The 24,252-nt window shown below is 71.2% G+C and carries 23 protein-coding genes; 11 read left to right on the top strand and 12 right to left on the bottom strand.

Annotated elements, in window-relative coordinates; translation table 11 throughout:
- The first annotated feature begins 705 nt into the window (after positions 1-705).
- The gene (locus tag JL475_RS02530; RefSeq protein WP_202274682.1) at positions 706-1,731 is read left to right on the top strand and encodes a peptidoglycan-binding protein; all 1,026 of its coding nucleotides are present in this window, start codon (positions 706-708) and stop codon (positions 1,729-1,731) included.
- A 76-nt stretch (positions 1,732-1,807) separates the two neighbouring features.
- On the opposite strand, the gene JL475_RS02525 is transcribed toward JL475_RS02530, so the two are convergent.
- From JL475_RS02525 to arsM, 7 genes are all read right to left on the bottom strand, one after another.
- Positions 1,808-3,061 carry a cytochrome P450 gene (locus JL475_RS02525; protein ID WP_202274680.1) on the bottom strand — a complete coding sequence of 418 codons (1,254 nt, stop codon included), beginning with the start codon at positions 3,059-3,061 and terminating at the stop codon, positions 1,808-1,810.
- Between the two features lie 126 nt (positions 3,062-3,187).
- The gene (locus tag JL475_RS02520) at positions 3,188-4,462 is read right to left on the bottom strand and encodes a cytochrome P450 (RefSeq protein WP_202274678.1); all 1,275 of its coding nucleotides are present in this window, start codon (positions 4,460-4,462) and stop codon (positions 3,188-3,190) included.
- Entirely contained in the window at positions 4,459-5,058 is a 600-nt protein-coding gene (locus JL475_RS02515) for an ATP/GTP-binding protein (RefSeq protein ID WP_202274676.1), read from the bottom strand. The genes JL475_RS02520 and JL475_RS02515 overlap by 4 nt, the downstream gene beginning before the upstream one ends.
- On the bottom strand, positions 5,036-5,401 hold the full coding sequence (locus JL475_RS02510; protein ID WP_109377082.1) for a DUF742 domain-containing protein: 366 nt from the start codon (positions 5,399-5,401) through the stop codon (positions 5,036-5,038). Before JL475_RS02510 ends, JL475_RS02515 begins: the two co-directional genes overlap by 23 nt.
- Entirely contained in the window at positions 5,398-5,769 is a 372-nt protein-coding gene (locus tag JL475_RS02505; RefSeq protein WP_202275347.1) for a roadblock/LC7 domain-containing protein, read from the bottom strand. The genes JL475_RS02510 and JL475_RS02505 overlap by 4 nt, the downstream gene beginning before the upstream one ends.
- Positions 5,770-5,807: 38 nt before the next feature.
- Entirely contained in the window at positions 5,808-7,424 is a 1,617-nt protein-coding gene (locus JL475_RS02500) for an ATP-binding protein (RefSeq protein ID WP_202274674.1), read from the bottom strand.
- A 555-nt stretch (positions 7,425-7,979) separates the two neighbouring features.
- Positions 7,980-8,873: an arsenite methyltransferase gene (arsM, locus tag JL475_RS02495; RefSeq protein ID WP_202274672.1), complete on the bottom strand. Its 894-nt coding sequence runs from the start codon at positions 8,871-8,873 to the stop codon at positions 7,980-7,982.
- Positions 8,874-8,978: 105 nt separating this feature from the next.
- Between arsM and JL475_RS02490 the strand changes: the two genes are divergently transcribed.
- The 5 genes from JL475_RS02490 to JL475_RS02470 all read left to right on the top strand — a co-directional run bounded on the left by JL475_RS02490 (position 8,979) and on the right by JL475_RS02470 (position 13,531).
- On the top strand, positions 8,979-9,371 hold the full coding sequence (locus JL475_RS02490; protein ID WP_202274661.1) for a helix-turn-helix transcriptional regulator: 393 nt from the start codon (positions 8,979-8,981) through the stop codon (positions 9,369-9,371).
- The gene (locus tag JL475_RS02485; protein WP_202274659.1) at positions 9,368-10,102 is read left to right on the top strand and encodes an MIP/aquaporin family protein; all 735 of its coding nucleotides are present in this window, start codon (positions 9,368-9,370) and stop codon (positions 10,100-10,102) included. The genes JL475_RS02490 and JL475_RS02485 overlap by 4 nt, the downstream gene beginning before the upstream one ends.
- 31 nt (positions 10,103-10,133) lie before the next feature.
- The gene (locus tag JL475_RS02480) at positions 10,134-10,547 is read left to right on the top strand and encodes an arsenate reductase ArsC (RefSeq protein WP_202274657.1); all 414 of its coding nucleotides are present in this window, start codon (positions 10,134-10,136) and stop codon (positions 10,545-10,547) included.
- Between the two features lie 251 nt (positions 10,548-10,798).
- Positions 10,799-12,130: a phosphatase PAP2 family protein gene (locus JL475_RS02475; RefSeq protein WP_307824956.1), complete on the top strand. Its 1,332-nt coding sequence runs from the start codon at positions 10,799-10,801 to the stop codon at positions 12,128-12,130.
- Positions 12,131-12,730: 600 nt separating this feature from the next.
- Complete coding sequence (locus tag JL475_RS02470) at positions 12,731-13,531, top strand: hypothetical protein (RefSeq protein ID WP_202274653.1); 801 nt, start codon at positions 12,731-12,733, stop codon at positions 13,529-13,531.
- Positions 13,532-13,734: 203 nt separating this feature from the next.
- Here the strand turns inward: JL475_RS02470 and JL475_RS02465 are convergent, their stop codons facing one another.
- Together JL475_RS02465 and JL475_RS02460 are read right to left on the bottom strand one after the other, a co-directional pair.
- Positions 13,735-14,469 carry a serine hydrolase gene (locus JL475_RS02465; protein WP_202274651.1) on the bottom strand — a complete coding sequence of 245 codons (735 nt, stop codon included), beginning with the start codon at positions 14,467-14,469 and terminating at the stop codon, positions 13,735-13,737.
- A 917-nt stretch (positions 14,470-15,386) separates the two neighbouring features.
- Positions 15,387-16,817 (bottom strand): hypothetical protein, encoded by a 1,431-nt coding sequence (locus tag JL475_RS02460; RefSeq protein ID WP_202275345.1) that lies wholly within the window; start codon positions 16,815-16,817, stop codon positions 15,387-15,389.
- 161 nt (positions 16,818-16,978) lie between these two features.
- Between JL475_RS02460 and JL475_RS02455 the strand changes: the two genes are divergently transcribed.
- Positions 16,979-18,217 (top strand): molybdopterin-dependent oxidoreductase, encoded by a 1,239-nt coding sequence (locus JL475_RS02455; protein ID WP_202274649.1) that lies wholly within the window; start codon positions 16,979-16,981, stop codon positions 18,215-18,217.
- The gene (locus tag JL475_RS02450; RefSeq protein WP_202274647.1) at positions 18,184-18,681 is read left to right on the top strand and encodes a hypothetical protein; all 498 of its coding nucleotides are present in this window, start codon (positions 18,184-18,186) and stop codon (positions 18,679-18,681) included. Before JL475_RS02455 ends, JL475_RS02450 begins: the two co-directional genes overlap by 34 nt.
- Positions 18,682-18,720: 39 nt before the next feature.
- Here JL475_RS02450 and JL475_RS02445 read toward each other — a convergent pair whose 3' ends face one another.
- From JL475_RS02445 to JL475_RS02435, 3 genes are all read right to left on the bottom strand, one after another.
- On the bottom strand, positions 18,721-19,377 hold the full coding sequence (locus JL475_RS02445) for a DUF2064 domain-containing protein (RefSeq protein ID WP_202274645.1): 657 nt from the start codon (positions 19,375-19,377) through the stop codon (positions 18,721-18,723).
- Positions 19,374-20,087: a glycosyltransferase family 2 protein gene (locus tag JL475_RS02440; protein ID WP_202274643.1), complete on the bottom strand. Its 714-nt coding sequence runs from the start codon at positions 20,085-20,087 to the stop codon at positions 19,374-19,376. The genes JL475_RS02445 and JL475_RS02440 overlap by 4 nt, the downstream gene beginning before the upstream one ends.
- A gap of 210 nt (positions 20,088-20,297) precedes the next feature.
- Positions 20,298-21,299 (bottom strand): NAD(P)-dependent oxidoreductase, encoded by a 1,002-nt coding sequence (locus JL475_RS02435; protein WP_202274641.1) that lies wholly within the window; start codon positions 21,297-21,299, stop codon positions 20,298-20,300.
- A gap of 125 nt (positions 21,300-21,424) precedes the next feature.
- Between JL475_RS02435 and JL475_RS02430 the strand changes: the two genes are divergently transcribed.
- From JL475_RS02430 to JL475_RS02415, 3 genes are all read left to right on the top strand, one after another.
- Complete coding sequence (locus tag JL475_RS02430) at positions 21,425-22,156, top strand: flavodoxin family protein (RefSeq protein WP_202274639.1); 732 nt, start codon at positions 21,425-21,427, stop codon at positions 22,154-22,156.
- Positions 22,157-22,525: 369 nt separating this feature from the next.
- On the top strand, positions 22,526-23,155 hold the full coding sequence (locus tag JL475_RS02420) for a thiamine pyrophosphate-dependent enzyme (RefSeq protein WP_307824955.1): 630 nt from the start codon (positions 22,526-22,528) through the stop codon (positions 23,153-23,155).
- Positions 23,156-23,243: 88 nt separating this feature from the next.
- Positions 23,244-23,753: an inclusion body family protein gene (locus JL475_RS02415; protein ID WP_202274637.1), complete on the top strand. Its 510-nt coding sequence runs from the start codon at positions 23,244-23,246 to the stop codon at positions 23,751-23,753.
- The last annotated feature ends 499 nt before the right edge of the window (positions 23,754-24,252 follow it).

Here is a 24,252-nt window from a genome sequence, read left to right as displayed (position 1 = left end):
TCATCGTGGCTCCCGGTGTTCCCGGCCTTGCCTCTCGTCTTCCTCGACGGCCTGGATCTCTTGCCTGACACGGAGAGAGAAGCAGCGAGTGAGTACTGCGACCAGTGCGGCACGTCCGGCCCCGACCCGCGACGCCACCTTCAGCTCCCTCGCACCACCCGTAGGGACACCGTCGCATGGGGCGGGTGAGGGGGAGCGAACTCGCGCTCCCGGTTCGGAAGCCGCGATCGCTTGCGGCCGGTTCGGGCGCCGACCCGGGCGGACGGCCGAGCCGTGGACTCGCCGGCCTCGGCTGCTTTCACCCTGACTCCCCGTCGGCCACCGCTCCGTCCGGTGCGCTGGTGGTGCGCGTCATGGGCGGCCGCGGTGGGACGTACGGCAAGGGCCGGCTCTTGGCGGACGCCTTCGAGGAACGCGGAGTCCGGCTCCGGGTGTCGAGGTCGGGGTCGGTGGAAGCGGATGGGTTTCTCCAGCGGTTCGCTGCTCTCCACCGCACGGTTCCGGGTGTCCGACATCAGTGCCATGTCGCCTCTCGGGCCCTCCGGTGCGTGACGGAAAGGTGAAGGTTCACCGCATGTGCCGGGTGGGGCGAGAAGTTTGAGGTGAGCATGATGACTGTCGCCCGGGGTGGAAACCCCGCCGGCGTCTCGGCCGAATTCCTCCCACGTGCGTCGGCCGGTCATTCCCCCACTTGAAGGGCGAACCGTGTCACTTCGTTCCAGGGCGAGCCGTCGAGCTCGCCTCGCCTTGGCGGCAGTCGCCGCCGGTGGTCTCGCCGTCGCAGGCATCACGCTCCTCCCCCCGTCCGCGACCGCCGCCGCGACCACCGCTTCGACCGCCTCGCTGTCCCGGGCCGGTTCGGTCCAGGCGCAGGCCGGCACCGTCACCCCGGCCGAGATGCTCCGCCGGGCCGGCACCTGGCTCACCGCCGACAACGGCTCCCAGGTGCCGTACAGCCAGACCTCGGTCTGGTCGGACGGCTACCGGCAGGACTGTTCCGGCTACGTGTCGATGACGCTCGGCCTGTGGAAGTCCGGTCCGAACACCGTCGAACTCGCGAGCAACCGCAGCCTGACCACCCCGATCTCCCTCGGGGACCTCAAGCCCGGCGACCTGCTGATCGACGCGGACGGCTCCAACACGACCCGGCACGTGGTCATCTTCGAGAAGTGGACCGACTCCTCGCACACCGCCTACTGGGCCTTCGAGCAGCGCGGCGGCCACGGCACAGATCACCGGGTGCGCACCTACGGGCTCGACTCGGGCAGCGAGTACAAGCCGTACCGTCCGGTCAACCTGTCCGGTGAGACCCCGCCCGATCCCGGACCGCCGGCCGCGGACTGGCCGCTGCTGAAGGTCGGGTCGCAGGGAACGGACGTCACCACCGCGCAGTACCTGCTCCGTGCCCGCGGCTACGGCACGGCCGTGGACGGCTCCTACGGCCCGAAGACCGCTGCGCAGGCCAAGGCGTTCCAGAACGCCGACGGACTCGTGGCGGACGGCGAGATCGGGTCCAGGACCTGGCCCCGCCTGGTGGTCGACGTCAAGAGCGGTTCGCAGGGCGACGCCGTCCGGGCGCTGCAGACCCAACTGGTGGCACACGGTTACCAGCTCACGGTCGACGGCCAGTTCGGTCCGCTGACCGAGAAGGCCGTCACCGATTTCCAGAGCAGCGAGAAGCTCGCCGTCGACGGCTCGGTCGGGCCTCGGACCTGGGCCGCCCTGATCTGATCGACGGAGCCCCGGTGGCCGCCCGCGATCCACGCGCGGCCCGGCGGACCCCCCGTCCGCCGGGCCGCGCGGCGGCTCAGCCCCCGAGCCGCACCGGCAGCGTCGAGGAACTGTTCGAGAACAGGGACGGCACCGGCACGAGGGCGTCCGGATCGACGGCCAACGACAGATCCGGATACCGCTCGAACACCGCGGGAAGGGCCAGTGCCGCCTCCAGCCGCGCCAGTGGTGCGCCGAGGCAGAAGTGCGGACCGTTGCTGAAGGCCAGGTGCCTGCGCTGCTCCCGGGTGATGTCGAAGCGGTCGGCGTCCTCGCCGTGCTGAACCGTGTCACGTCCGACAGCGCTGAACGGAGCCATGATCGCCTCGCCCTTCGGGATGCGGACTCCGGCGATCTTGACATCCTCCAGGGGGTAGCGGAACGGGAAGTTGCCGATCGGAGCGTCCCAGCGCAGCGTCTCCTCCACCACGTTCGCCCAGGTTTCCGCGTCCCCCCGTACGGCGAGCTCCCGCTGGTCGGGATGGGTCAGCAGCGCGCGGACCGCGTTGGTGATCAGGCTCAGCGTGGTTTCCTGTCCCGCCGAGAGCATGAGCAGCAGCGTGCCGACCAGCTCCTCCTCGCTCAGCGCGTCCGGGTCGGCGGCACGGGCCGCGATCAGCGCGCTGGTGAGGTCGTCGCCCGGCTCACGCCTACGGCTCTCGACCACCCGCGCCAGCAGCTCGTACTGCTCGATCTGGCTCGCCTGGACCTCCTCGGGCCGCAGATCGGAGCGGAAGATGTTGTCCATCAGCTCCTGCAGACGGGGACGCTCGTCGACCGGCACCCCGAACAGTTCGCAGATGACCTGCATGGGCACGGGGTGCGCGAAGTACCGGCGGAGGTCGACGCTGCCGTCGGCCGCGGCGTGCGACGGCAGGTCGTCCAGCAACTGCCCCACGATCTGCTGGATACGGGGACGCAGGTCCTGCACCCGGCGCGGGGTGAACGTCTGGGTGACGAGTTTGCGCAGGCGGCGGTGCTCCTGGCCGTCCGAGGTCACCATGTTGGTGACCTTCACCATGCCGATGAGCGGCCAGCCGTCCGCTATCTCACCCCGGATGATGGCGTTCCAGTTGCGCCAGTCCTTGCTGAAACGAGCGTCGGTGACCATGTCGTTCAGCAGGGCGTGGTCGGTCACCGACCAGGCCAGCACCTCCCCGGGCAGCCGGACCCGCACCACGGGGCCCAGCTCGCGGAGCCTGGCGGCCTCGCCGTGATGGTCCTTTCCGTGCGGATCCAGGGTGATGACAGGTACGTGCCCCTCGGCGGAGGAGTTCGTGGACGACGTCATGCTGGGCTGCTCCTTGGCTTGAGGTCTCGAGGTCTCGAGGTCTCGAGGTTTTGGGGTCTTGGGGTCTTGAGGACCCGCCGCCGTGCGGGGGCCTCTTCGGATGTGGGGGTTCGAGGATGCGAGGATTCACAGCCCCGTGCCGGTCGGCACGCGGGCCGATACGCGGGCCGCGGAGAACGCCGTGGGCAGTGCCACCGGCACCCTGGTCCAGGGAGAGGGGCGCCAGGCCAGCTCGTCCGCGGAGACGGCGAGCCTCATGTCCGGCAGCAGATGCAGAGCGGTCTGCACCGCGGTACGGGTGATCAGCCGTGCCGGCACCTGTGCGGGACACATGTGCGGGCCCGCGGAGAAGGCCAGATGAGAGCGGTTGCCCCACCCGTCGTCCGGACCGTCCTGCCGGACCTCCGGGTCGTCGTTCGCGGCGGCGAGCCCGAGGACCAGGCAGTCGCCGCGGCGGATGAGCCGGCCTCCCAGCTCGGTGTCGTGGAGCGCGTACCGGGCGGGCATGTTGTTCATGGGCGGATCGCGCCACAGCGCCTCGTCGAGGGCGTCGTCCACACCGAGCTGTCCGCCGTGCAGCCGGGCGGCGAACCGCGGATCCGTGAGCATGAGACGGAGCGTGTGGGATATCCACGCCGTGACCGTCTCGTTGCCCGCGGAGATCATCACGACGATCGACTGCAGCCGCTCCGCCTCGTTGCGCAGATTCGGGTGGTTGATGAAGACCGTCGTCATGTCGTCGGCCGGATTCCGCCGACGCTCGCGCACCGTGTCGAGAAGGATCTGTTCGAAGGTGCGGTTACCCGCCTGGGAGTCGTCCGCGCTGCCGAACAGGGCGATGAGCGCGTCGAGCAGCTCGCGGCCCTCCTCACCGTCCAGGCCGAACAGCGAGGCGAGGGAGAGCATCGGGACGATCGTGGCGTACTCGTTGACCAGGTCGGCGCTGCCGCGCTCGGAGAACGCCGCGATCAGATCCGTGCACAGCGCCTCCACCTCACGACGCACCCTGCGCTGGTCCATCCGCGCGATGCCGTCGTCGAGAGGCTTGCGCAGGCGCCGGTGCTCGGGGCCGTCGGCCCCGATGACGTTGGCACGCCAGCCCATCATCGGCAGGAGCCCCGAATGCGGCGGGACGACCCCCTCGTCGAGATCGCGCCAGTTGCGGGCGTCGCGGGAGTACAACTGCTCCTGCCGGGTGATGGTCAGCATCTCCCGGTACCCCATCACCAGCCAGGCGGGGACACCCGGCTCCAGCTCGACCTTCGCGAGGCTGCCCCACTTCTCGCGGAGGTCGCGGTACACCGCACGCGGATCGGAGGACCCGACCACGGCGGCGAGCGGGACCGGACCGGTGCCGTGGTGTGCGTGCGCCGGGCACCCCGGCGGCGGCAGCATGCTCACGAGGCGGCCCCCGCCGCACCCATGCCCGACACGTGTTGCACCAGGGTGATCAGGGCATCGACCGATGAGGTCTGCTGGCGGGCGTCGCAGGTCACGATGGGTGTCTCCGGGAGCAGATCGAGTGCGCCGCGCAGCTCCTCGTCGGAGTACAGCTCACTGTCCGGGAACTGATTGACCGCCACCGCGAACGGCAGTCCCCGGATCTCCAGTTGCTCCAGGACGTCGAAGCTGTCCTCCAGTCTGCGGGTGTCGATCAGCACGAGCACCCCCAGTGCGCCTTCGGCCAGTCCCTCCCAGAGATCCCAGAACCGCCGCTGCCCCGGGGTCCCGAACAGATACATGACCAGCCGGGAGCTGAGCGTGACACGGCCGAAGTCCATGGCGACGGTGGTGGTCGTCTTGCCTTCCAGACCGGCCAGTTCGTCGACGCCCACACTCGCTTCCGTCATGACCTCCTCGGTGCGCAGCGGTTCGATCTCGCTGACGGACCCGACGAACGTCGTCTTGCCCACACCGAACGCGCCCACGACGAGGATCTTGACGGCCTGCTGCACCGTGTCGGGCAAGTAACGGTCAGCGGAGCCGGCGGAGACCATCCAGTACCTCCTGTAGCAGTTGCTTGTCGGGCTGTGCGGCCCGTGGAACACCGGAGCGCGCGGACAGGTGTCCGCTGTCGACGAGGTCGGACGCCAGCACCTTCACCAGACTGACGGGCAGTTGGAGATGGGCGGCGGCCTCCACCAGCGACAGGAGCCGCTCGCACATCCGTACGAGGGCGATCTCCTCCCTGGTGGCGGAGAGGGGGAGGGCCCGAGGAGGGTCGACCGCGATCAGGAGTGTTTCGACGCCGATGGTGTTGCGGGAGGGCCGGGAGCGTCCCTTGGTGATCACGTACGGGCGTAATGCGCCGTTCGTGAAGCCCGCTCCCGACCCGCTCACGCGGAGTCCTGGCGCGGCGGGCTGCTGAGGTTGTGCGCGCCGATCTTCATCACCTGCGCCTGCATCTGCCGCGCGACGAGCTTGGGGTCGACCACCGGTCCCGTCACCACGGCGAGATGCGCGCCGCTGGCACTGCGCATGAACAGGAAACCCCCGTTGAACTCCACCATCTGCTGGTGCACGGTGCCGCCGTCCTCACCGAACTCCCGCCCGAGACCACGGCCGAGCGACTGAAGACCCGAACAGCTGGCCGACAGCCGGTCGGCCAGGTCACGGTCCACCCCCTCCGAGTTGGCCAGCAGCAGACCGTCGGAACTGAAGACGATCGCCAGCCGGACGCCGGGCACCGCGGTGACCTCGGAGATCATCCAGCCGCGCTGCTCGGGGTTCTCCACGTAATTCGTGCTCACTTCTGTCCTTCCGAGGAATCTGTGTCGGGGGAGGTGTTGTATGGGGGGCCGTACGAGGTGGGGTGCGGAGGCACGGCTCCGGACGGCGGGGGTGCGGCTCCGGTCGAGGGGGGCGTGGTCCGGCCGCCCTCGAAGAACTGCTCCATCCAGTCGCCCGCGTCCTCCGGCGAACCCGGCGGAGTGACGGCGGTCGGCGCCTCCTCCACCGCGGGGACGTACCCGTCACGCCGCGAGCGGCGCTGGGGCAGCCGGCGGGGACGGGCGCCCGGAGCGCGCGTGGCGGGCGGGGGCGGCTCGGCCGGCGGGGCGGGCTCGGCGGCGGACTCCGGGGCCCGTACGGGAACGGCGTGATCGGAGGCGGCGGCCGGCGGGGGCTCGGGGGAGGGCGCGGCGGCCGGCGGCGTCGGCACCGGTGGAGCGGGGGGCTGTGCGGGGAGCACACGCCCGCCGGGCGCCCCGGCGGGTTCGAGGGTCTTCAGGAGTTCGAGAGGCACCAGGATCACCGCACGGACGCCACCGTACGGTGACGGACCGAGGTCGACGCCGAAGCCGTGACGGTGCGCGAAGCGGCCGACCACCGCGAAACCGGTCTGCGGGATCTCGCCGACGTCTCCGACGCCCAGAAGACGGCGGCCCGAGACGATCTCGCGCGCCTCGGTCAGCCGGTACTCGTCCAGGCCCAGGCCGCCGTCGTCCACCTCGATGACCGCGCCGCGCTGCACCGTGCGCACGGTGACCGCCACGCTGGTCCTCGGCGGTGAGTACTCGGTCGCGTTGGCGAGCAGTTCCGCGACGAGGTGGATCAGGGGTTCGACCACCGACGCGGTGATGCCGACGTCGGGATCGCCGGTCACCTCGACACGCTTGAACGAGACGATCCGGCCCGAAGCGGCGCGCACCACGTCGACCAGCGCCAGCGGCTTCTGCCACTGCTGGCCGGGCCACTCCCCGCACAGCACCTTGAGACTCTGGGCGTGCCTGGCCTGCTGCGTCGCCGCGTGGTCCACCTGCATCGTGGCCTCGAGCAGGCCCGAGTCGCCGGGGTGACGCTCCGCCACACCCGTGATCGTGGCCTGGATCCGGTGCGCCGAGGTCTGAATCCGGCTCGCCAGCTCCACCAGCGCGACGCGCTGCGACTCCTCACGGTCGTCGATCGCCTCGGACACATCCGAGAGCAGCTTGTCGAACCACTGGGAGAGCTCCACCGCCAGCGGCTCCTCGCTCTTGGGGGGCGAGGGGACCTCGTCCCTGGCAAGAGCGGCGGGAAGCCGCTTCGTCACGAGGAACTCCGCTTCCTGGAGGGCCGCACCGGATTGCTTGCGCACATACGTGTGCCAGTGGGCATCGCGGCGCGCGGCCTCCGCCTCCCGCTCACGTATCCCGGTGTGCAGGCGTGCCGCCTCCGCCACGCTTGCCCGGTGCTGCCCGCTCAGGCGGGCCAGGCAGCCGAGGACCAGAAGGGAAACGGCCGCATGGATCACGGCCGCGGCCACGCCGATGCGGGCGACGGGCACCACGGCCGCCGAGAACGCGAGGAACGTGAGCACGAGAGCCACTGCCCAAAGGGCTCTGCTCCCTCGGGGTTCGAGAGTGGACGCGGGGGAACGAGCCATGGAAAACCTTTGAGTCGGCGGTGGGTCGGTGTCCGGTGGACGCGAGGCGTAGGACGTCAAGAGCTGTGCGATGGAGGGAGGACCGGGGGAGCGGCGGTACGGGGGCGTGAAGCCCCGGACGCACCGTCGGCATGGCCCGGGTCGGTCATCGTCTTCATGGAGGAACCACTTCTGCACCAGAGGTTGTTTGAAGATCGTATCTTCGATTCACCGCAACGGAAGAGTGACGTTCCGTGAACTTTCTTTGCCTCCTTTCCACTTGGGTACGCCGACCCGCGGGGCACCGGGTGCGGGAACCCTGTGGGGCGGGCCAGACAAGGGAAGGGGTGCGGTGAAGGGCGACCGGCCGACAGCCCATCGGGCGGTGCGTCTTCCACCCGTCTCGCTTCCTGACGAGGACGTCGGGCCCAGGGGCCGGCCTGTGCCGGTCATGGATGCAGGGGGCCGGGCCAGGTGCCCGGCCGCGCCCGCACCCGCCCAGGAGAACCCGCCGCCCGCGGTTGCCCGTGGTCCGCTGACGCGCCGTCCGGCAGGGGTGGGGAACTGCTGGGTCGGTCAGCCCCGGCAGCCGCAGCCCGAGGCGGTCTTGGCTGCCACCACCGTGGTGGAGGGGTCGGCGGCCCGCTCGTTTGGAGTGCAGCAGGCGGTGACGCCGCAGCACGCGTCCGTTGCCGCGTTCGAGCCGCCGGGCTCACCGGCGGCGGAGGGCTTGACCGCGCGGACCACGGCGGAGTGCATGCCGTCGGCGACCGGGTGGGTCGGGGTGATCTCGACGCCGGTGAACCCGGCGGCTTCGAGCCCCTCCCGGTATTCGGCGAAGGACAGCGCGCCGGCGATGCAGCCGACGTGGTCGCCGCGTTCGGCCCGCTCCTCGGGTGAGAGGCCGTCCTCGGCGACGACGTCCGAGACTCCGATACGGCCGCCGGGCTTGAGGACGCGGAAGGCCTCGGCGAAGACGGCGGGCTTGTCGGTGGACAGGTTGATGACGCAGTTGGAGATGACGACGTCGATCGTGTTCGCGGGCAGCGGGACGGCCTCCATGGTGCCCTTGAGGAACTCGACGTCGGTGGCGCCCGCCCTCCTCGCGTTGTCGAGCGCGAGGGCGAGCATCTCCTCGGTCATGTCCAGCCCGTAGGCCTTGCCGGTCGGGCCGACGCGGCGGGCGGAGAGCAGGACGTCGATGCCGCCGCCGGAGCCGAGGTCGAGGACGCGCTCGCCCTCGCGGAGTTCGGCGACGGCGGTGGGGTTGCCGCAGCCGAGGGAGGCGGCGACAGCCTCGGCGGGCAGTCCGTCGCGCTCGTCGGCGGCGTAGCGGGTGGAGCCGAAGTTCTCGTCGACCTCGACCGGCTCGGGCCCGCAACAGGCGGTACCGCCCTCGCTGACCTTCACGGCCGCCGCCGCGTACCGTCGGCGGACGGTTTCCCGCAGGTCGGTGGGCTGCTCGCTCATGACTCACTCCCTGGTGACGGGGCGCGGCAAGGCCCCGGAACGGCTTGTATTGACGTTCATTGATTCAACCTTGCGCCTTGATTCGAAAAACGTCAACATAGGGGCATGTCGAAACAAGAGCTCGAGGTGATCGGCCGGGACGCCGCCTGCTGCCCCGGCCTGTCCACCGCACCGCTGGACGAGGACCAGGCGGCCGACCTGGCGAAGGTCTTCAAGGCCCTGGGCGACCCGGTCCGGCTGCGCCTGATGTCGATGATTGCCTCACGCGGTGAGGGCGGTGAGGGCGGTGAGGGCGGTGGGGTCTGCGTGTGCGAGCTGACCCCGGCCTTCGACCTGTCCCAACCGACGATCTCCCACCACCTGAAGCTCCTGCGGCAGGCCGGACTCGTCGACTGCGAGCGGCGCGGGACCTGGGTGTACTACTGGGTGCTGCCCGGAGTCCTGGACAAGCTCGCCGCGTTCCTGACCACCGGGCGGCCCGCCGGAGTCGGCGCGTGAACGCGCCGCTCGGCCGCCGGATCGCGGCCGAGGCGATCGGAACCGGACTGCTGGTGGCGGTCGTGGTCGGCTCCGGCATCCAGGCGACGGAACTCTCCCGCGACGTCGGCGTGCAACTGCTCGCCAACTCCCTCGCCACCGTCTTCGGCCTGGGCGTGCTGATCGCCCTGCTCGGGCCGGTCTCCGGCGCGCACTTCAACCCCGCCGTCACCCTCGCCGCCTGGTTCACCGGCCGCCGTGATCCGCACGGCCCCACCCTGCGGGACGTCACCGCGTACGTACCCGCCCAGATCGTCGGCGCCGTCGCGGGCGCGGTCCTGGCCGACGCGATGTTCGCCGAGCCGCTGGTGAAGTTCTCCACCCACGACCGGTCCGCCGGCCATCTGTGGCTGGGTGAGGTCGTGGCCACGGCCGGGCTGATCCTGCTGGTCCTCGGTCTCGACCGGATCGGCCGAGCCTCGCTCGCCCCGGCCGCAGTGGCCTCCTACATCGGGGCCGCCTACTGGTTCACCTCCTCCACGTCGTTCGCGAATCCGGCGGTGACCGTCGGCCGCGCCTTCACGGACACCTTCGCCGGCATCGCCCCCGCCTCCGTCGCCCCCTTCCTGGTCGCCCAAGTGCTCGGAGCCGTGCTGGGTCTGGGGGCCCTCGCAGTGGTCTACGGCCGGCCCGCTCCCTCCGCGGACGCGGTCGTCCTCCCGCACCGCGAAGCGGAATCCGCCGCCTCCTGACCGGTCCGTTCTCCCGAGAAAGCCCCTGCTCATGAGTTCTGCCGTCCAGCGCCCGTCCGTGCTGTTCGTCTGCGTCCACAACGCCGGCCGCTCCCAGATGGCCGCTGCCTTCCTCACCCATCGCGCCGGCGACCGCGTCGAGGTCCGCTCGGCCGGCTCCGCTCCCGCCGACGCGGTCAACCCCGCCGTCGTGCAGGCGATGGACGAGGTCGGCATCGACATCTCCGCCGAGACCCCGAAGATCCTGACCACCGAAGCGGTCCAGGCCTCGGATGTCGTCATCACCATGGGCTGCGGCGACACCTGCCCCGTCTTCCCCGGCAAGCGCTACCTCGACTGGAAGCTCGACGACCCGGCCGGCCGGGGTGTCGAGGCCGTCCGCCCGATCCGGGACGAGATCAGGGCCCTCGTCGAGGACCTGGTCGACGAGATCACGCCGGCCTGAAGGGCGAGGCGGCGGTGACGACGGGCCCGCCGCAACCCTGGCCGTGGTCTTTCCGTCTTGCTTCGAAGGGCGACTCTTCATGAAGGGAAAGCGGTTCCGTCCGGAAGGTGACGAGCGAAACCCGCCCTGACATGACCGACATCTGACGAAGCAGCCAAGAAGTGAGACACATGCCACCGCGGGACTTTTCGCGAATAAACCGGAGGGCCGCGTTCTCCGCGGAGCGTCGACCACGGGCGAGACTCTGGGCCGTGGCGGGTGTCGCGGCCCTCGGATTCCTCATCCTGCTGGAGTTCGCCGCGCGTCGTCACGGCCTGCCGGGGCCGATCGCCGGCCAGGTGCGAGAGCTGGTGGCCGCCCCCAAGTCGGGCGGCCTGCTGTACGCCGCCATGGCGTTGATGACGGTGGTCCTCACCTGGCGGCAACGGTTCGTCGCGGTGGGTGCGGCGATCGGTATCGACATCGTCTTCTCGCTGGTCCGGTGGGCGGTGGACGCCGGGACGACCGGCGGCCACCCCTTCGGCAACGGCGCGTTGTGGGTGATCCTGGGCCACGCGGTCATCGCGGTCACCCGCCGCACCGGCCGGGAACGTGTCCTGCTGCTGAAGGGCGTCGGGCTGGGCCTGCTGCTGGTGGCCGGCCGCAAGACCGGCGACACCTGGCTGCTCATCACCTCGAAGACCCGCCCGGTGGTGCTCGACCAGTACGTGGCGACAGCCGATCACGCGCTGGGCGATCCGTCGTGGCTGGTGGGCCGGGTCGTCACCGCCACCGGCCCCATCGGCTTCAACGTCCTCGACATCGTCTACGGCCAGCTCGCGGTGGCCGCGGTCGTCGTCGCGCTGTACCAACTGCGCGGCGTGGCGGTCGAGCGCCGCTTCCCGGGCCATCACCTGGTGCGCACCTTCCTGGTGATCGGCCTCCTCGGGCCGGCCTTCTACATGGTCTTCCCGGTGGTCGGACCGCTCTTCGCCTATGGCACCGGCACCGAGTACTGGGCGACGGTCAGCCTGTGGGCGCCGGACATTCCGTCCAGCGAGCACTGGGCGGTGGCCGACCTGTGGCCGCGGACGCCGCCGCCGATCAGTACCCCGCACCCCATGCCGTTCGACGGGATCACCCCGCGGAACTGCATGCCCAGCCTGCACACGGCGTGGGCCGTCGCGCTCTTCATCCACACCCGGAAGGGCCCACGCCTCCTGCGGTACGCAGGAACGTTCTGGCTGATCGCCACGCTCGCCGCGACACTGGGATTCGGCTACCACTACGGCGTGGACCTCATCGCCGGCGTGGTGTTCGTGCTCACGGTCGAGGCGGCTCTGCGGTCGTTCGACCGCGGCTGGGACCGGGCGGGGATCCGGCTGGTCGCTCACGGAGCGACGGTCTTCGCCGCGCTGCTGCTGTCCTACCGCTTCCTGCCGTCGCAGATGGCCGAGCATCCGTGGGTGTCCGGACCCCTGCTCGTGCTGGCGATGGCCTCCGTGGTCCACGGCTACGTACGGACCACCGGGGCGTGGGAACCGAGGGACACACCAGCACGACAACCGGAACCGCAACCGGAACCGCAACCGGAACCGATCTGAACCGCGGTGCACCGGGTTGCCGGCCGCTTCGCGTGACGGACGTACGGCAACCCGGTACATGGACCGTCGTCGGTACACGTCCATGTCGACGGCCCGTCAGGTGCGAAGCCCGTCCTGCGGACTCCCGCACTCCCCCGGACGGTCGGTGGGGGCCGCTCACCGCATGGCCTCCGCCTCTCGGGCCGGCATCGCGCCAGGGGCTTCTTCCGGCGACTCCAGGTCCGCGGCCGGTGTTGTGACCAGTGGCCGGCCCGCTCGGTCTGGTGCGCCACGGGTGCGTACGGGGCGTTCACCTGCGTTCACGGGCGGCTCGCCACCGGATGGGGACCGGCTTCCGGTCTCGGCCGAACGACGGTGAACCGGGCGGAACGAGACGGAGAGCGAGACGGGCGCGGCGGTCGTCGCCGGTACGGCCTCGTACCGGGCCGTACTCGGCTGTTCGGTCGACGAAGCGAGATGCCGTGCCGGGCGTCGCGAGCGTCAAAAGCCTTCGACCTGTGACCATGGAGCGCTCATTGAAAGTGATCGCCGAGGAGCTCCAGGCCACGGGGCCGATGTGTCGCCGCCGCGGGGTGCTCGTGTAAACGCACTGTGGGTGATGTGGTGGACTGGTTGACCTCGCTGCCGGCGGTGGTGCTGGTTGTGGGCGGGCTCCTGCTCGCCTTACTGGTCGCGGCCGTGGCGCGGATCGGCGTCCGGATGCTCGTACCGGTCGAGGAACGGGACCGGGTGCCGCAGATCGCCACACCCCTGATGCCGACACTCGGCGCTGCCTTCGCGATCTTCGCGGCACTCTCACTGGCCAGCGAGGCCGGCTACCTGCGCGCAGCCGAGGGCCTGGTGAGCGACGAGGCGGCCGCGGCCTCCCGCCTGGCATGGGCGGCGACGAGTCCGCGAGTCCGGTCGGAGCCGATCCACGCGGCGCTGCTGGACTACTTGCAGGCCACGCGTGCCAAGGAATGGAAGAGCCCGGCAGCGGCGTCCGGTGACGAACCGGCCACCGCTCGCGCGATCGCGGGGCTGGAGCGGAGCGTGCGCACCGAGGCGGCCCGGCCCGAGGTGGGAAGCACGACAGGCACGGAGCTGGTGGTTTCCCTGGACGGTGTCACCAACAGTCGTCGCGCCCGCATCGCGGCCGCCTCGCGTGACGTTCCCACGCTCTACGTCGTCACGCTCGTGGTCAGTGGACTGGCCCTGATCGTGAACTCCGGCGCACTGGTCTTCCGCAGCAGCCTGCGCACCTCCCTGCTCATCGTGGGTGTGGCGAGTGTGGTCGGGCTGAGCCTGGCGTTGCTCTTCGCACTCAGTGCGCCCTGGAGCGGGCCGCTGATCGTCAGCGGGCATCCACTCGACGCCGTCATCGGGGACCTGAAGTCAGGCTTCTTCCACGGCGGGTCGTAGGCGGTGGGCGCGATCAGAACGCCGACTTCCTGCCCCGGTTCCTGCCGGGGATCGTGGTGAGCCGGGTTTCGGCTGCTCAGGGTGGTGCTCATGAGCGACCGAGTGGTCGTCATCGGACGACCGTCGCCCACCGGGCCCTCCTTCTCCCTGGGCAGCAGATCTCCCCGGGCGGTGGATGCGGCCTCGGGCCGGCAGGAAAGAGGTCAGTGGATGATCGGGGACACGGGAGGGGCGGTGCTGCGAAGGGCGTGTACGGCTGTTCGCGCTGCTCGCTCCACCGTGGAGATGCCGTGAGACATGCTCGGGCTGCCGTGCGAGAGGATGACCACGTAGAACGTGCTCCCGTGTGCTTCGACTCGCCCCATGCTGTTGATGACCCAGCGTTGCGAGTGGGAGCGCTGCAGCCAGCCGTTCTTGAGTTGCCAACGGCTGCCTTCCGCGGACACTCCCCAGTCCTGGTCGGCGTCGATCCGGCCCATGAAGGTCTGGATCAGGTGGCGTGAGGCTTCGCTGAGCGGTGAAGAGTCGGCGAACACGTCGGTCAACAGGGCCAGTTGGTCCGCCGCGGTGGTGCGGGTGAGGCCCCAGTGGGTACCTGGTCCTGATCGGGTGGAGGTCAGCCCCAGGGCCTTGTTGGCGTCAGCGAGTCCTGGGCCGCCGCCGATACGTCGCCACAGGGCACCTGCGGAGTCGTTGTCACTGCTCTGGATCATCGAGGCGGCGGTGGACGTCTCCCACGGGGTGAGCGACCGTCCTTCGTGCTGGGCGCGCAGCAGCAGTGCCGCCAGGATGTTCACCTTCACCACGCTCGCGGTGATGTGCGTTCGTGAGCCGTACACCGCCCGGCGGCCGGTCTTGGGCTCCAGAACCGCGACCGACACCTGAGTGCCGCTCTGTGTTCGGATCGGTTCGAGCAGACGGGTGAGCGCCTTGTTCACCTCCGTCGGGGCCGGCGTCCGCGTGCCGGGGAGGCCTGGCGGTGCTTGGGCCGGCTTGCTGTTCGCCGGCGTCACAGGTGCCTGGTTCTGTGCCGGGGGGCGTCCGGCCCGGTCACCGGTTGTGGTGTGACCGGCGGCGAAGCAGCCCGTGAGCAGCATGCCCGCTGCCGAACACGCCAGCACCAGCCGTATCCGCTCCCGCCGCGCGCAGGCCTTGTCGTGTCCGCTCGGGCCGGGCGGGACAGGCTGGTGCTCCGTTCCGTGGGGTGGACGGGCAGCATGACTCGGATTCATCGGGAACCTCGATCGCACAAGCGGGAGACAGCCGGAGGGGGAACCACGCCCACAGTTTTTTCCGGGGTGAGGCGCGCCGCATCCCGGGACGATTTACCCCTAAAGGCGTAACGGGCTCGCGGTGGACGTCATCTGACGGTCCCTTGGAAATGAAGTGAAGGCCCGTCTCCCGTGGCCCTGTGCACCTGCCCCGCGCCGTCGTGTCGTGCGACGCGCCGCCCCTGGCCCCCGGGTGCGGTGGGCTGTCCGCGCCACTCTTCCCGGTGAGCGCCTTGCAGCGTTTGGGGGAGTCGCGCGGCGTGGCTGCGGGTGTCGTCGAGGTCGGTCCGGGCGTGGAGCACGTCGGCTGTCTCAGGTGCCGGTGAGGGACGCTGTGCATGCGGGGTGCCTCGCCGTGCCCTCACCGGCCTCGGCCGCGCTGCCGCTGTTTCATGGATCTGGCCGCACCGCTGTCGAGCTGGTTGTCCGCGCTTACGGGCACGGATGGGACACGGCCTCGAACTGTGCCGTTCGGCATTCCCCTCTTGCCGGTGGAGAGCTGTGCCGGCGGCACGTCGACAGTCGCCCCCCCCGGCCGTCACGGCGACCGTCATGCTCTCAGGCTTCCGCCTCCTCGGGTGCGGTCACCACCGGGTGAGCAGCAGGTGGTTGAGGAGCAGGGCGAGCAGCGCCTGGGCGGTGAGCCAAGCGCGGACGGGGGTCCTCCCTGCTCGTGGGGGTCCCCCCTGTTCGAGCGAAGTCGAGAACTTGAGGGAGGAGCCGAGAGCCGGGGCGGGGGTGAGGAACGCGCACGCCGGAAGCAGCCACAGTGCGAAGGGAAGCCAGATGCGTTCCGTCTCCGCCTTGCTCATGCCGGACAGGTCGGCGACCAGCAGGGCGAGGAGCGCCGCGGACACGAGGAGTGCGAGACGGGCCTCGGCAGCGGCGGCCCCGGGGCGGGAGAGCACGTCGCCGCGGTGCCGGACGAGCACCGCGCCGGTCCGTCGCAGGCCCGCCGCCGTCGCCAGGCCCGTGACGAGTACCGTGCAGGCGAGGTTGGCCCACACCCAGTAGCCGTAGGGGCGGACGCCGCCCACGCCCTGGTGGTAGCGCGTGACCAACAGGTGGTACGCCTCCCACCAGTTGAACCCGGCGAGCGTGAACACCGTCGGGACCACCGCCAGCCCGGCGAGCAGGGGCACCAGCAGGGCGGGACGCCCCCGGATCCCGTGCCGGCCGAGCACCAGGACCGCCGCCGCGATCAGCGCGACGAGCGTGAGGCCGTACGACAGGTAGCAGGTCAGGCCGAACAGCAGCCCGGACACCCCCGCCCACCACAGGGACCGTCCGGTGACCGCCAGTGCGAGCAGCGCCACCGCCCACGCGGCCACCGCCGCGAAGTACGCGTCGGCCGAGGTGCCCATCCACACGGCGGCCGGCGCCAGGACGACGAAGGGCGCCGCCCCGCGCGCGAGTCCCTCGCCGGCCAGGGCGCGGACCGCGACCAGCACGGCCACGCAGGCCGTCGCCCCGACGGTGATGCACCACACCCCGGCCCAGCCCCCGCCCCGCAGTCCGATCCGGTCGAGCAGGACGAAGGTGAGCGTGGCCGCGGGCGGGTGGCCGGCGGTGTGGGCGGGCCAGTGGTCGGGGGAGCCGAGCAGGATGTGCCCGGTGAAGCCTCGCAGTGCCGCCGGGACGTCGTGGAAGCGGTCGATGGCCCGGAGGTACTCGTGGGGGGTGGTGAGCCGGCCGGCGATGCCCCGTTGCCAGCCGTCGACCAGGGCGAGGGAGGAGGTCCACGCCGTGGCCGTGCCCCACGTCAGGGGAACCAGGGCCCGCCAGGGGAGACGGGCCGCGAGGGCGGGGCCGTACGCCACGGTGGCGACCGCCACCAGGACGGCCGCCGGAGTGCCGGGGCCGAGGTGGGGTTCCCAGGACGCCAGCAGTGGGGGCCAGTCGGCGAACAGCGTACGGCTGGTCCCCTGGATGTGGCGGCCGACCAGCACGGCCGTCGTCACGAGCAGCACGGCGGCCCCGGCCGCGCACAGGTCACGGCTCGGGCCACGGGGCACGCCGGAGTGCTCGGTGCCGGGCTCGGTGGAGGGCAGGGGGCGGATCACACCGGAACGCTAGGCCGCCCGGCCGGTCCCGGACCGCCGTCCGGGCCCCATGCCAGCGTTTCGTCATGGGTCGCTCACCCTTTCGCGGGGTGGTTGCGGCCTACCGTCGGGACATGCGCGACCCCGATGCCCCACGGCTTCCCTCCTCGCCCGGTTTCTGGCGCAGCCCCCTGCGCGGTCCCTGGTTCACCTCGGTGCTGGGCCTCGTCCTGCTCGTCGGCATCACCGTGCTGTTCGTGACGGGCCTGGTCTCGTACGCCGCTTACAACCCCGACCTGTCGCCCGTGAACGACAAGACACCGGACAAGGGGATCCTCGGCTTCTACCTCTTCGCCTGGCCGACGGACCCGCACTGGCTGTACCGGCTCAACCAGGGCGTCCACGTCACCCTCGGCATCACCCTGATCCCCGTCCTGCTCGCCAAGCTGTGGTCCGTGGTGCCGAGGCTGTTCACGCTGCCGCCGGCCCGCTCGCTCGCGCACGCCCTGGAGCGGGTCTCGCTGCTGCTCCTGGTGGGCGGCGCACTGTTCCAGTTCGTGACCGGTGTGCTCAACATCCAGCTCGACTACGTCTTCCCCGGCTCCTTCTACCCGCTGCACTTCTACGGGGCGTGGGTGTTCTTCGCCGCGTTCGTCGTCCACGTGCTGCTGAGGCTGCCCACGGCGCTGCGCAATCTGCGGCACCTGCGGGAGGAGAAGGACGACCTGGTGTCTCCGCGTCCCGCCGAGCCGACCTTTTCCCGGCGGGGTGCCCTGTGGTTCGTCGGGGGCGGCTCGCTGCTGCTGTTCGCCACCACGGCGGGGCAGAACTTCGACGGTCCGCTGCGGCGCACCGCCCTCCTCGCACCGCACGGCGGCGGCGATCCCGGCAGTGGCCCGAACGGCTTCCAGATCAACAAGACCGCCGCGTACGCCGGGATCGACGCGGCGGAGACGGGCGAGGACGCGTGGCGGCTCGTCGTCAGGGGACGTACGGGCACCGTCCGCCTGAGCCGGAACGAGCTGCTCCGGCTCCCCCAGTACAGCGCGGCGTTGCCCATCGCCTGCGTGGAGGGCTGGTCGACGTCGGACCAGTGGTGGCGCGGGGTGCGGCTGCGCGACCTCGCGGCGCTCGTCGGGTACGACGACGACCCGCCGGACGCGTTCGTCGAGTCCCTCCAGCGCAGCGGCGCCTTCCGGGAAGCCGCCCTGCGCGCCAACCAGGTGGCCGACCCGCGCTCCCTGCTCGCCCTGTACGTCAACGGCGAGGAGCTGTCCCCCGACCACGGCCACCCGGCGCGGATCATCGTGCCCGCCGCACCCGGGGTGCTCAACACCAAATGGGTGGCCCGGATGACGTTCGGAGACCTGTGATGCGTCCGCGGCTTCCTCGGCTTGTGCGCGTTCCGGTCGGCAGCCCCCTGCAACTCCTGCTGCTCGCTTGCTCGTTCGCGCTCGCCGCCTACGCGGGCGTGCGACTGCTCGCGGACGACTGGTTCGGCGTGGCGCTGTGGTTCGTGGGGGCGGCGCTGCTGCACGACCTCGTGCTGCTGCCCCTGTACGCGGTCGCGGACCGGGCGGTGGTGCGGGGGCTCGGTGCGGTCCGGCGCCGGGAGTGGGTGCCGTACGTGCGCGTACCGGCGGCCCTCTCCGGGCTGCTCCTCCTCGTGTGGTTCCCGCTGATCAGCGGGAGGGTGGAGTGGCGTTACCGGCTCGGCACCGGGCTGTCGGTGGACGTGTTCCTCGCCCGCTGGCTGCTGATCACCGCCGTCCTCTTCGGCGGCTCGGCACTGCTGCTGACGCTGCGGCTGCTGCGGCTGCGCAGGGCGGCGGCGTAGGGGCCGGCAGTCGCCCGGGCGAGGGCGGTGGTGGGCCGGTCAGTCGTTCGGTGGGTCGTCCCCCGTGCCCGGCCGCGCATCCGGCCCCGCGACCGCCGTGCACCGGGCCAGCCGTGCCGCGAAGCGGCCGTGCGGGGCCAGGGCGGCGACGGCGTGGGCGTCGGAGGCGGTGTCGACGTCACGCAGGGGCGGCAGGTCGCGTACCCGCAGGCCGGCGGCGAGGAGCCGGTCCCGTTGGGCCGCTCCCGTCACCGAGGTCGACATGGGCACGCCCCGCAGCAGGGCGGGATCGGGGTGCGCCAGGCCGAGGGCCCAGAAGCCGCCGTCCTCGGCCGGGCCGAAGTGGGCGTCGCAGCCGGCGAAGTCCACGGTGAGCAGCTCCGGCGTCACCTGCGGGGTGTCCATGCCGATGAGCAGGGCCGGGCCGTCGCAGCGCGCGAAGGCGTCCGCCAGCCGCTCGTCCAGCCCGCCCGCGCACTGCGGTACGACGTCGAAGCCGGGCGGCAGCCAGGGGCCGGGGGTGCCGTCGAGGACGAGGACGCGCCGGGAGGCGGGCGTGGCCGCCACGGCGTGCAGCGTGTCCACGAGGGCGGCCTCGGCCAGCTGAGCCGCCTGGCGGGGCGTGAACGGCGGGGTGAGCCGGGTCTTGACCCGGCCCGGCCGCGGCTCCTTGGCGATGACGAGGAGCGTGGTCAACGGACGGTTCCTCCTCCGGGCGCGGCGGGTTCCCCGTGCACGGGGGGTTCGTTCAACACGCGGCTCATGTCCCGTACGGCCTGCCAGGTGCCGCGCCAGGTGCCCGTGACCTTCGAGGCTCCGGTGCGCGGCAGGTACGGCACGTCGTGCTCGGCGATCCGCCAGCCGGCGTCGGCCGCGCGGACGACCATCTGGAGCGGATAGCCGCTGCGCCGGTCGGTGAGGCCGAGAGCGAGCAGGGGCTCGCGGCGGGTGGCGCGCAGGGGACCGAGGTCGTGCAGGTGCAGCCCGGTGCGGCGGCGCAGCATCCGCGTGAGCGCCAGGTTGCCGGCGCGGGCGTGTGCGGGCCACGCGCCCCGGCCCCGCGGACGCCGCCGGCCGAGCACCAGGTCGGCCTCGCCACTGCGAACTTCACGGACGAAGGGGACGAGGAGCGACGGGTCGAGGGAGGCGTCGCCGTCGCAGAAGCACACCACGTCGGCGGTGGCGGCGGTCAGCCCGGCGTGGCAGGCGGCGCCGAAGCCCCGGCGCGACTCGTGCACGACGGTCGCACCGCACGCGCGGGCGACCTCGGTCGATCCGTCGGTGGAACCGTTGTCGACGACGAGCGCGCGCCAGCCCTGCGGGATCCGTTCGAGCACCCAGGGAAGGGCCTCGGCCTCGTTCAGGCAGGGCAGCACCACGTCGACGTCCGAAGGAGTCGTTGTCACGGTCGTACCCTACGAGCGCGAACCGGTGCATACCGGACTTCCGCTCCTTGTGGAACGCGGGCCGCCGGAGCCAGGGTGGCGTTCGGGGGATCGTGCAGGCGCATCAGGGCCGGGCCGCCGTACGCAACGCTCCCGGCGATCGCCGTGTCGAGGTGGTGCCGCCTGCCGCCGCTTCCCGGGCGCGGGCGGCACCACCGGTCCACCGCGGTCCTACGCCCCCCGCGTTCCGGCCCGCGCGAACTCCGCCATGCCCTCCTCGAAACCGACCTCCGGCCTCCACCCCAGCCCGGCCCGCAGCCGCGACGAGTCCGCGGTGATGTGCCGTACGTCCCCGAGCCGGTACTCACCGGTGACGACCGGTTCGGGCCCGCCGTACGCGGCGGCCAGCGCCCGTGCCATCTCGCCGACGGTGCGCGGTTCACCGCTGCCGGTGTTGTACGCCGTGAGCACACCCCGGGCGGCCTCCGCCTCCAGCGCCACCGCGTTGGCCGCCGCCACGTCCCGGACGTGCACGAAATCCCTCAGCTGCCGCCCGTCCTCGAACACGCGTGGTGCCTCACCCCGGGCGAGCGCCGAGCGGAATAAGGAGGCGACACCGGCGTACGGGGTGTCGCGGGGCATTCCGGGGCCGTACACGTTGTGGTAGCGCAGCGACACCGCCGATCCGCCGGTGCAGCGGGCCCAGGCGGCGGCCAGGTGCTCCTGGGCGAGCTTGGTCGCCGCGTACACGTTCCGGGGATCGACCGGGGCGTCCTCGCCGACCGGGCCGGGGGAGAGGTCGTCCCCGCACGCCGGGCAGGCGGGCTCGAACCGGCCCGCGTCGAGGTCGGCGACGGCCCGCGGCCCGGGCCGTACGGTCCCGTGCCGCGGGCACTCGTGCCGCCCCTCCCCGTAGACGACCATCGACCCGGCCAGCACGAGGCGCCCGACGTCGGCCTCCGCCATGGCGGCGAGCAGCACGGCGGTGCCCAGGTCGTTGTGCGAGACGTAATCCGCCGCGTCGGCGACCCCGTTGCCGAGCCCGACCATCGCGGCCTGGTGGCACACGGCGTCCACACCGGACAGGGCGCGGCCGACGGCTGCCGGGTCCCGCACGTCGGCTCCGGGATCCTCCCGCACGTCGAACACGAGCGGCTCGTGTCCGCGTTCCCGGAGCGCGGCGACGACACGGGACCCGATGAACCCGGCACCGCCGGTGACCAGTACGCGCATACGGCCACGCTAGGCCCGAACCGGCGCCGCATCACGGGAGCGCGCCCGTACGCCACGACTCCGCAAGGCGTACGCGGGTGCGTCAAACCAGGGCAAACCGGAAGCCGTGCGAGAGGCTGTCACCCATGACGGCCTCACCCTCCACCGACACCCCGTACCGCTACGACGACCTGACCGCCCTCTACGTCAACTGCAGCCTCAAACCGTCCCCGCAGCTCAGTCACACCCAGGGCCTGATCGACAGGAGCCGGGCCGTCATGGACGCCGCCGGCGTGACCACGGACCTGATCCGCGCCGTGGACCACGACATCGCCCCCGGCGTGTACCCGGACATGACCGAGCACGGCTTCGCCACCGACGCCTGGCCCGGACTGTACGAGAAGGTGATGGCCGCCGACGTCCTCGTGCTCGCCGGCCCGATCTGGCTGGGCGACAACAGCTCCGTCACCAAGCGGGTCGTCGAGCGTCTCTACGCCTGCTCCTCGCTGCTCAACTCCCAGGGGCAGTACGCCTACTACGGCCGCGTCGGCGGCTGTCTGATCACCGGCAACGAGGACGGCGTGAAGCACTGCGCCATGAACGTCCTCTACAGCCTCCAGCACCTCGGCTACACGATCCCGCCCCAGGCGGACGCCGGCTGGATCGGCGCGGCCGGCCCCGGGCCGTCGTACCTCGACCCGGGCTCGGGCGGCCCGGAGAACGACTTCACCAACCGCAACACCTCCTTCATGACCTGGAACCTGATGCACCTCGCCGCCCTGCTGAAGCGCGCCGGAGGCGTCCCCGCCCACGGCAACCAGCGCTCGCAGTGGGACGCCGGCTGCCGCCCGGACGCGGACAACCCCGAGCACCGCTGACCGGTCCCCGGCGGACGCAGGGGTTCCGTCATCCGCCGGGCGGCCCGGATCCACGGCTCCGGGGCGTCGGCGGCGCCGAGCACGGCCGCAGCGGCGACGGCCGGGCGGAAAATCGCCGTCCTGGCGTCCTTTCCGACCCTGCCGGCCGGCGAGGCCGCCCTCATTGAGGCACCGGTATTTCTGCACTCCGTAAGTGAATTATCGATTCGGCTTCTTTTCTCTTTCCTCATCCGTCCCTGCTGGATCTGTCGTCCGTCAAGAGGGACCCGAGAAAGCCGAATTTTCGTCGGACGGTGCGATCGGCGTTTTTTGGACTTTATCTGCCGGGAAAACCGGAAAACCGTTTCTCCGTCTCTACGATCGCAAGTCATGACCGACATTCCACGGGAGAACTCGGCCATCCGTGCCCGCTGGCAGACCTGTCTCAGGCTTGCCCGCGAACTCCTTCTCGTCGGGCCGGGCGACGAGGACCTCAAGCTCGGCTGTCTCCACACCCTGATCGACACGGGCCACCTCGGCCCCACCCGGCACCCGCGCAAGAAGATCCTCGTCATCGGCGCCGGCATCACCGGCCTCGTCGCCGGCCGCTTCGTCGGCGACGGCGCCTTCCAGGAGACCTGCCAGGAGATCTCCACCCACACCCGGCTCGGACTGCGGTCGGTGGTGTTCGTCATGGACAACGGACACTTCTACGGCATCGAGCAGATGCTGGTCCACCCGTCCTACTACACCGAGCCGGGACCCACCGGCCCGGACTTCTACAACGTCCTCCATCCGTGGCACTACGACCGCCTCGCGGCCCTCTTCGCCGGCAAGGACACCCCGGCGAACGGGGTCGTCGTCGCGGACACCTCCGAGATGGACGCCCTGCTGGCCCGCCTCGCCGACCCGGCCGACCCGGTCAACGCCGGACCGCTGCTGGTCCGCGTCCGCCTGCGCCGGCACGACTACCCGCGAGTGATGGCGTACAAGGTGCCGAAGCCCACCGCGACGGCCTGAGGGGCCGGAGAGGTGAGAGGGAAAAGGCGCGTCAAGACGGCGCGTCTCAGGTAGTTCTCGTGTTCGCTCGTGTTCGAAGGGGCAGGAAATGGCTGATCTCAACGTACTGATCGCGTTCGACGCGGCCACGATCCTCGAGCAGAATCCCAACGCGTCGAGGAACCCCGACGCGCCGACGTACGTCGACCACCGCCTGATCTACATGACGACGCGTCAGGACCACATCATCGGCACGTCGGGGGCCGAGTTGAACCTCCGGGCCGAACCCGGGGACAGCGTCAGGTGGCGGGAGACGACGCTGTCGCTCGGCAGCGACTACAAGGCACTGCTGTACAAGTACGTGAGCAGCGACAGCAGTCACGTGCTCATCAGGACGCCGGAGATCGAGGTGATCGACGGCGTCTATCCGATGCCGCAGGAGGGAGCCGAGGGCAGGCCGGAGTTCGTGACGCAGAATTACCAGGATCACTACTGGCGGACGACCGTCAAAAGGGCCGGCAAGGTCGTGTACCACTTCTCCTTCCAGATCCTGGACCGCCACCGGCAGTTGAAGGGGTACTTCCAATGGGACCCCTTCATCACCATCGAAAACCCCTGACACCTCGGGTGAGGGCGGCGGCCGGCCCGGCCCCGCCCTCACTGCCGGGGCAACGCCCACGCTCTCGCTGACGCCGCAGGAGCCGCCACCGCCCCCCCGCCGGCGACGGGGACGGTGGCGGCTCCGCGGACCGCCGCTGTGCGGAGACGACCACTCCCACGCAAGCACAGGAGAGGAACCCCCAGGCCACTGACCCGGGGGTTCCATCACGGAGCGGGTGACGAGAACCGAACTCGCGCCCTCAACTCGGGAAGCGACGGCGCTTGCGCGGCTGTACGGCTGCTGACCTGGGTGTATCGGTTGATCTGTGGCAGGCCTGAGGGTCTGGTGGCACCGCTGTTGACCGTGGTTGTCCGCTTAGGAGAGCACGCTATGGGCACGACACTGCGTGGTGAATGAGTGCCGCGTCTGTTTGGTTTTCTCTGCGTTCGGGGCTTGTCGAGGCGTGGGCCGACTGAGGCGAGTCGTCGCAACCGCACAGGAACCCGGCCCATGGCCT

It is taken from the genome of Streptomyces sp. M2CJ-2, assembly GCF_016757295.1.
Classification (GTDB): Bacteria; Actinomycetota; Actinomycetes; order Streptomycetales; family Streptomycetaceae; genus Streptomyces.
This window is presented reverse-complemented; position numbering and strand designations above follow the sequence as displayed.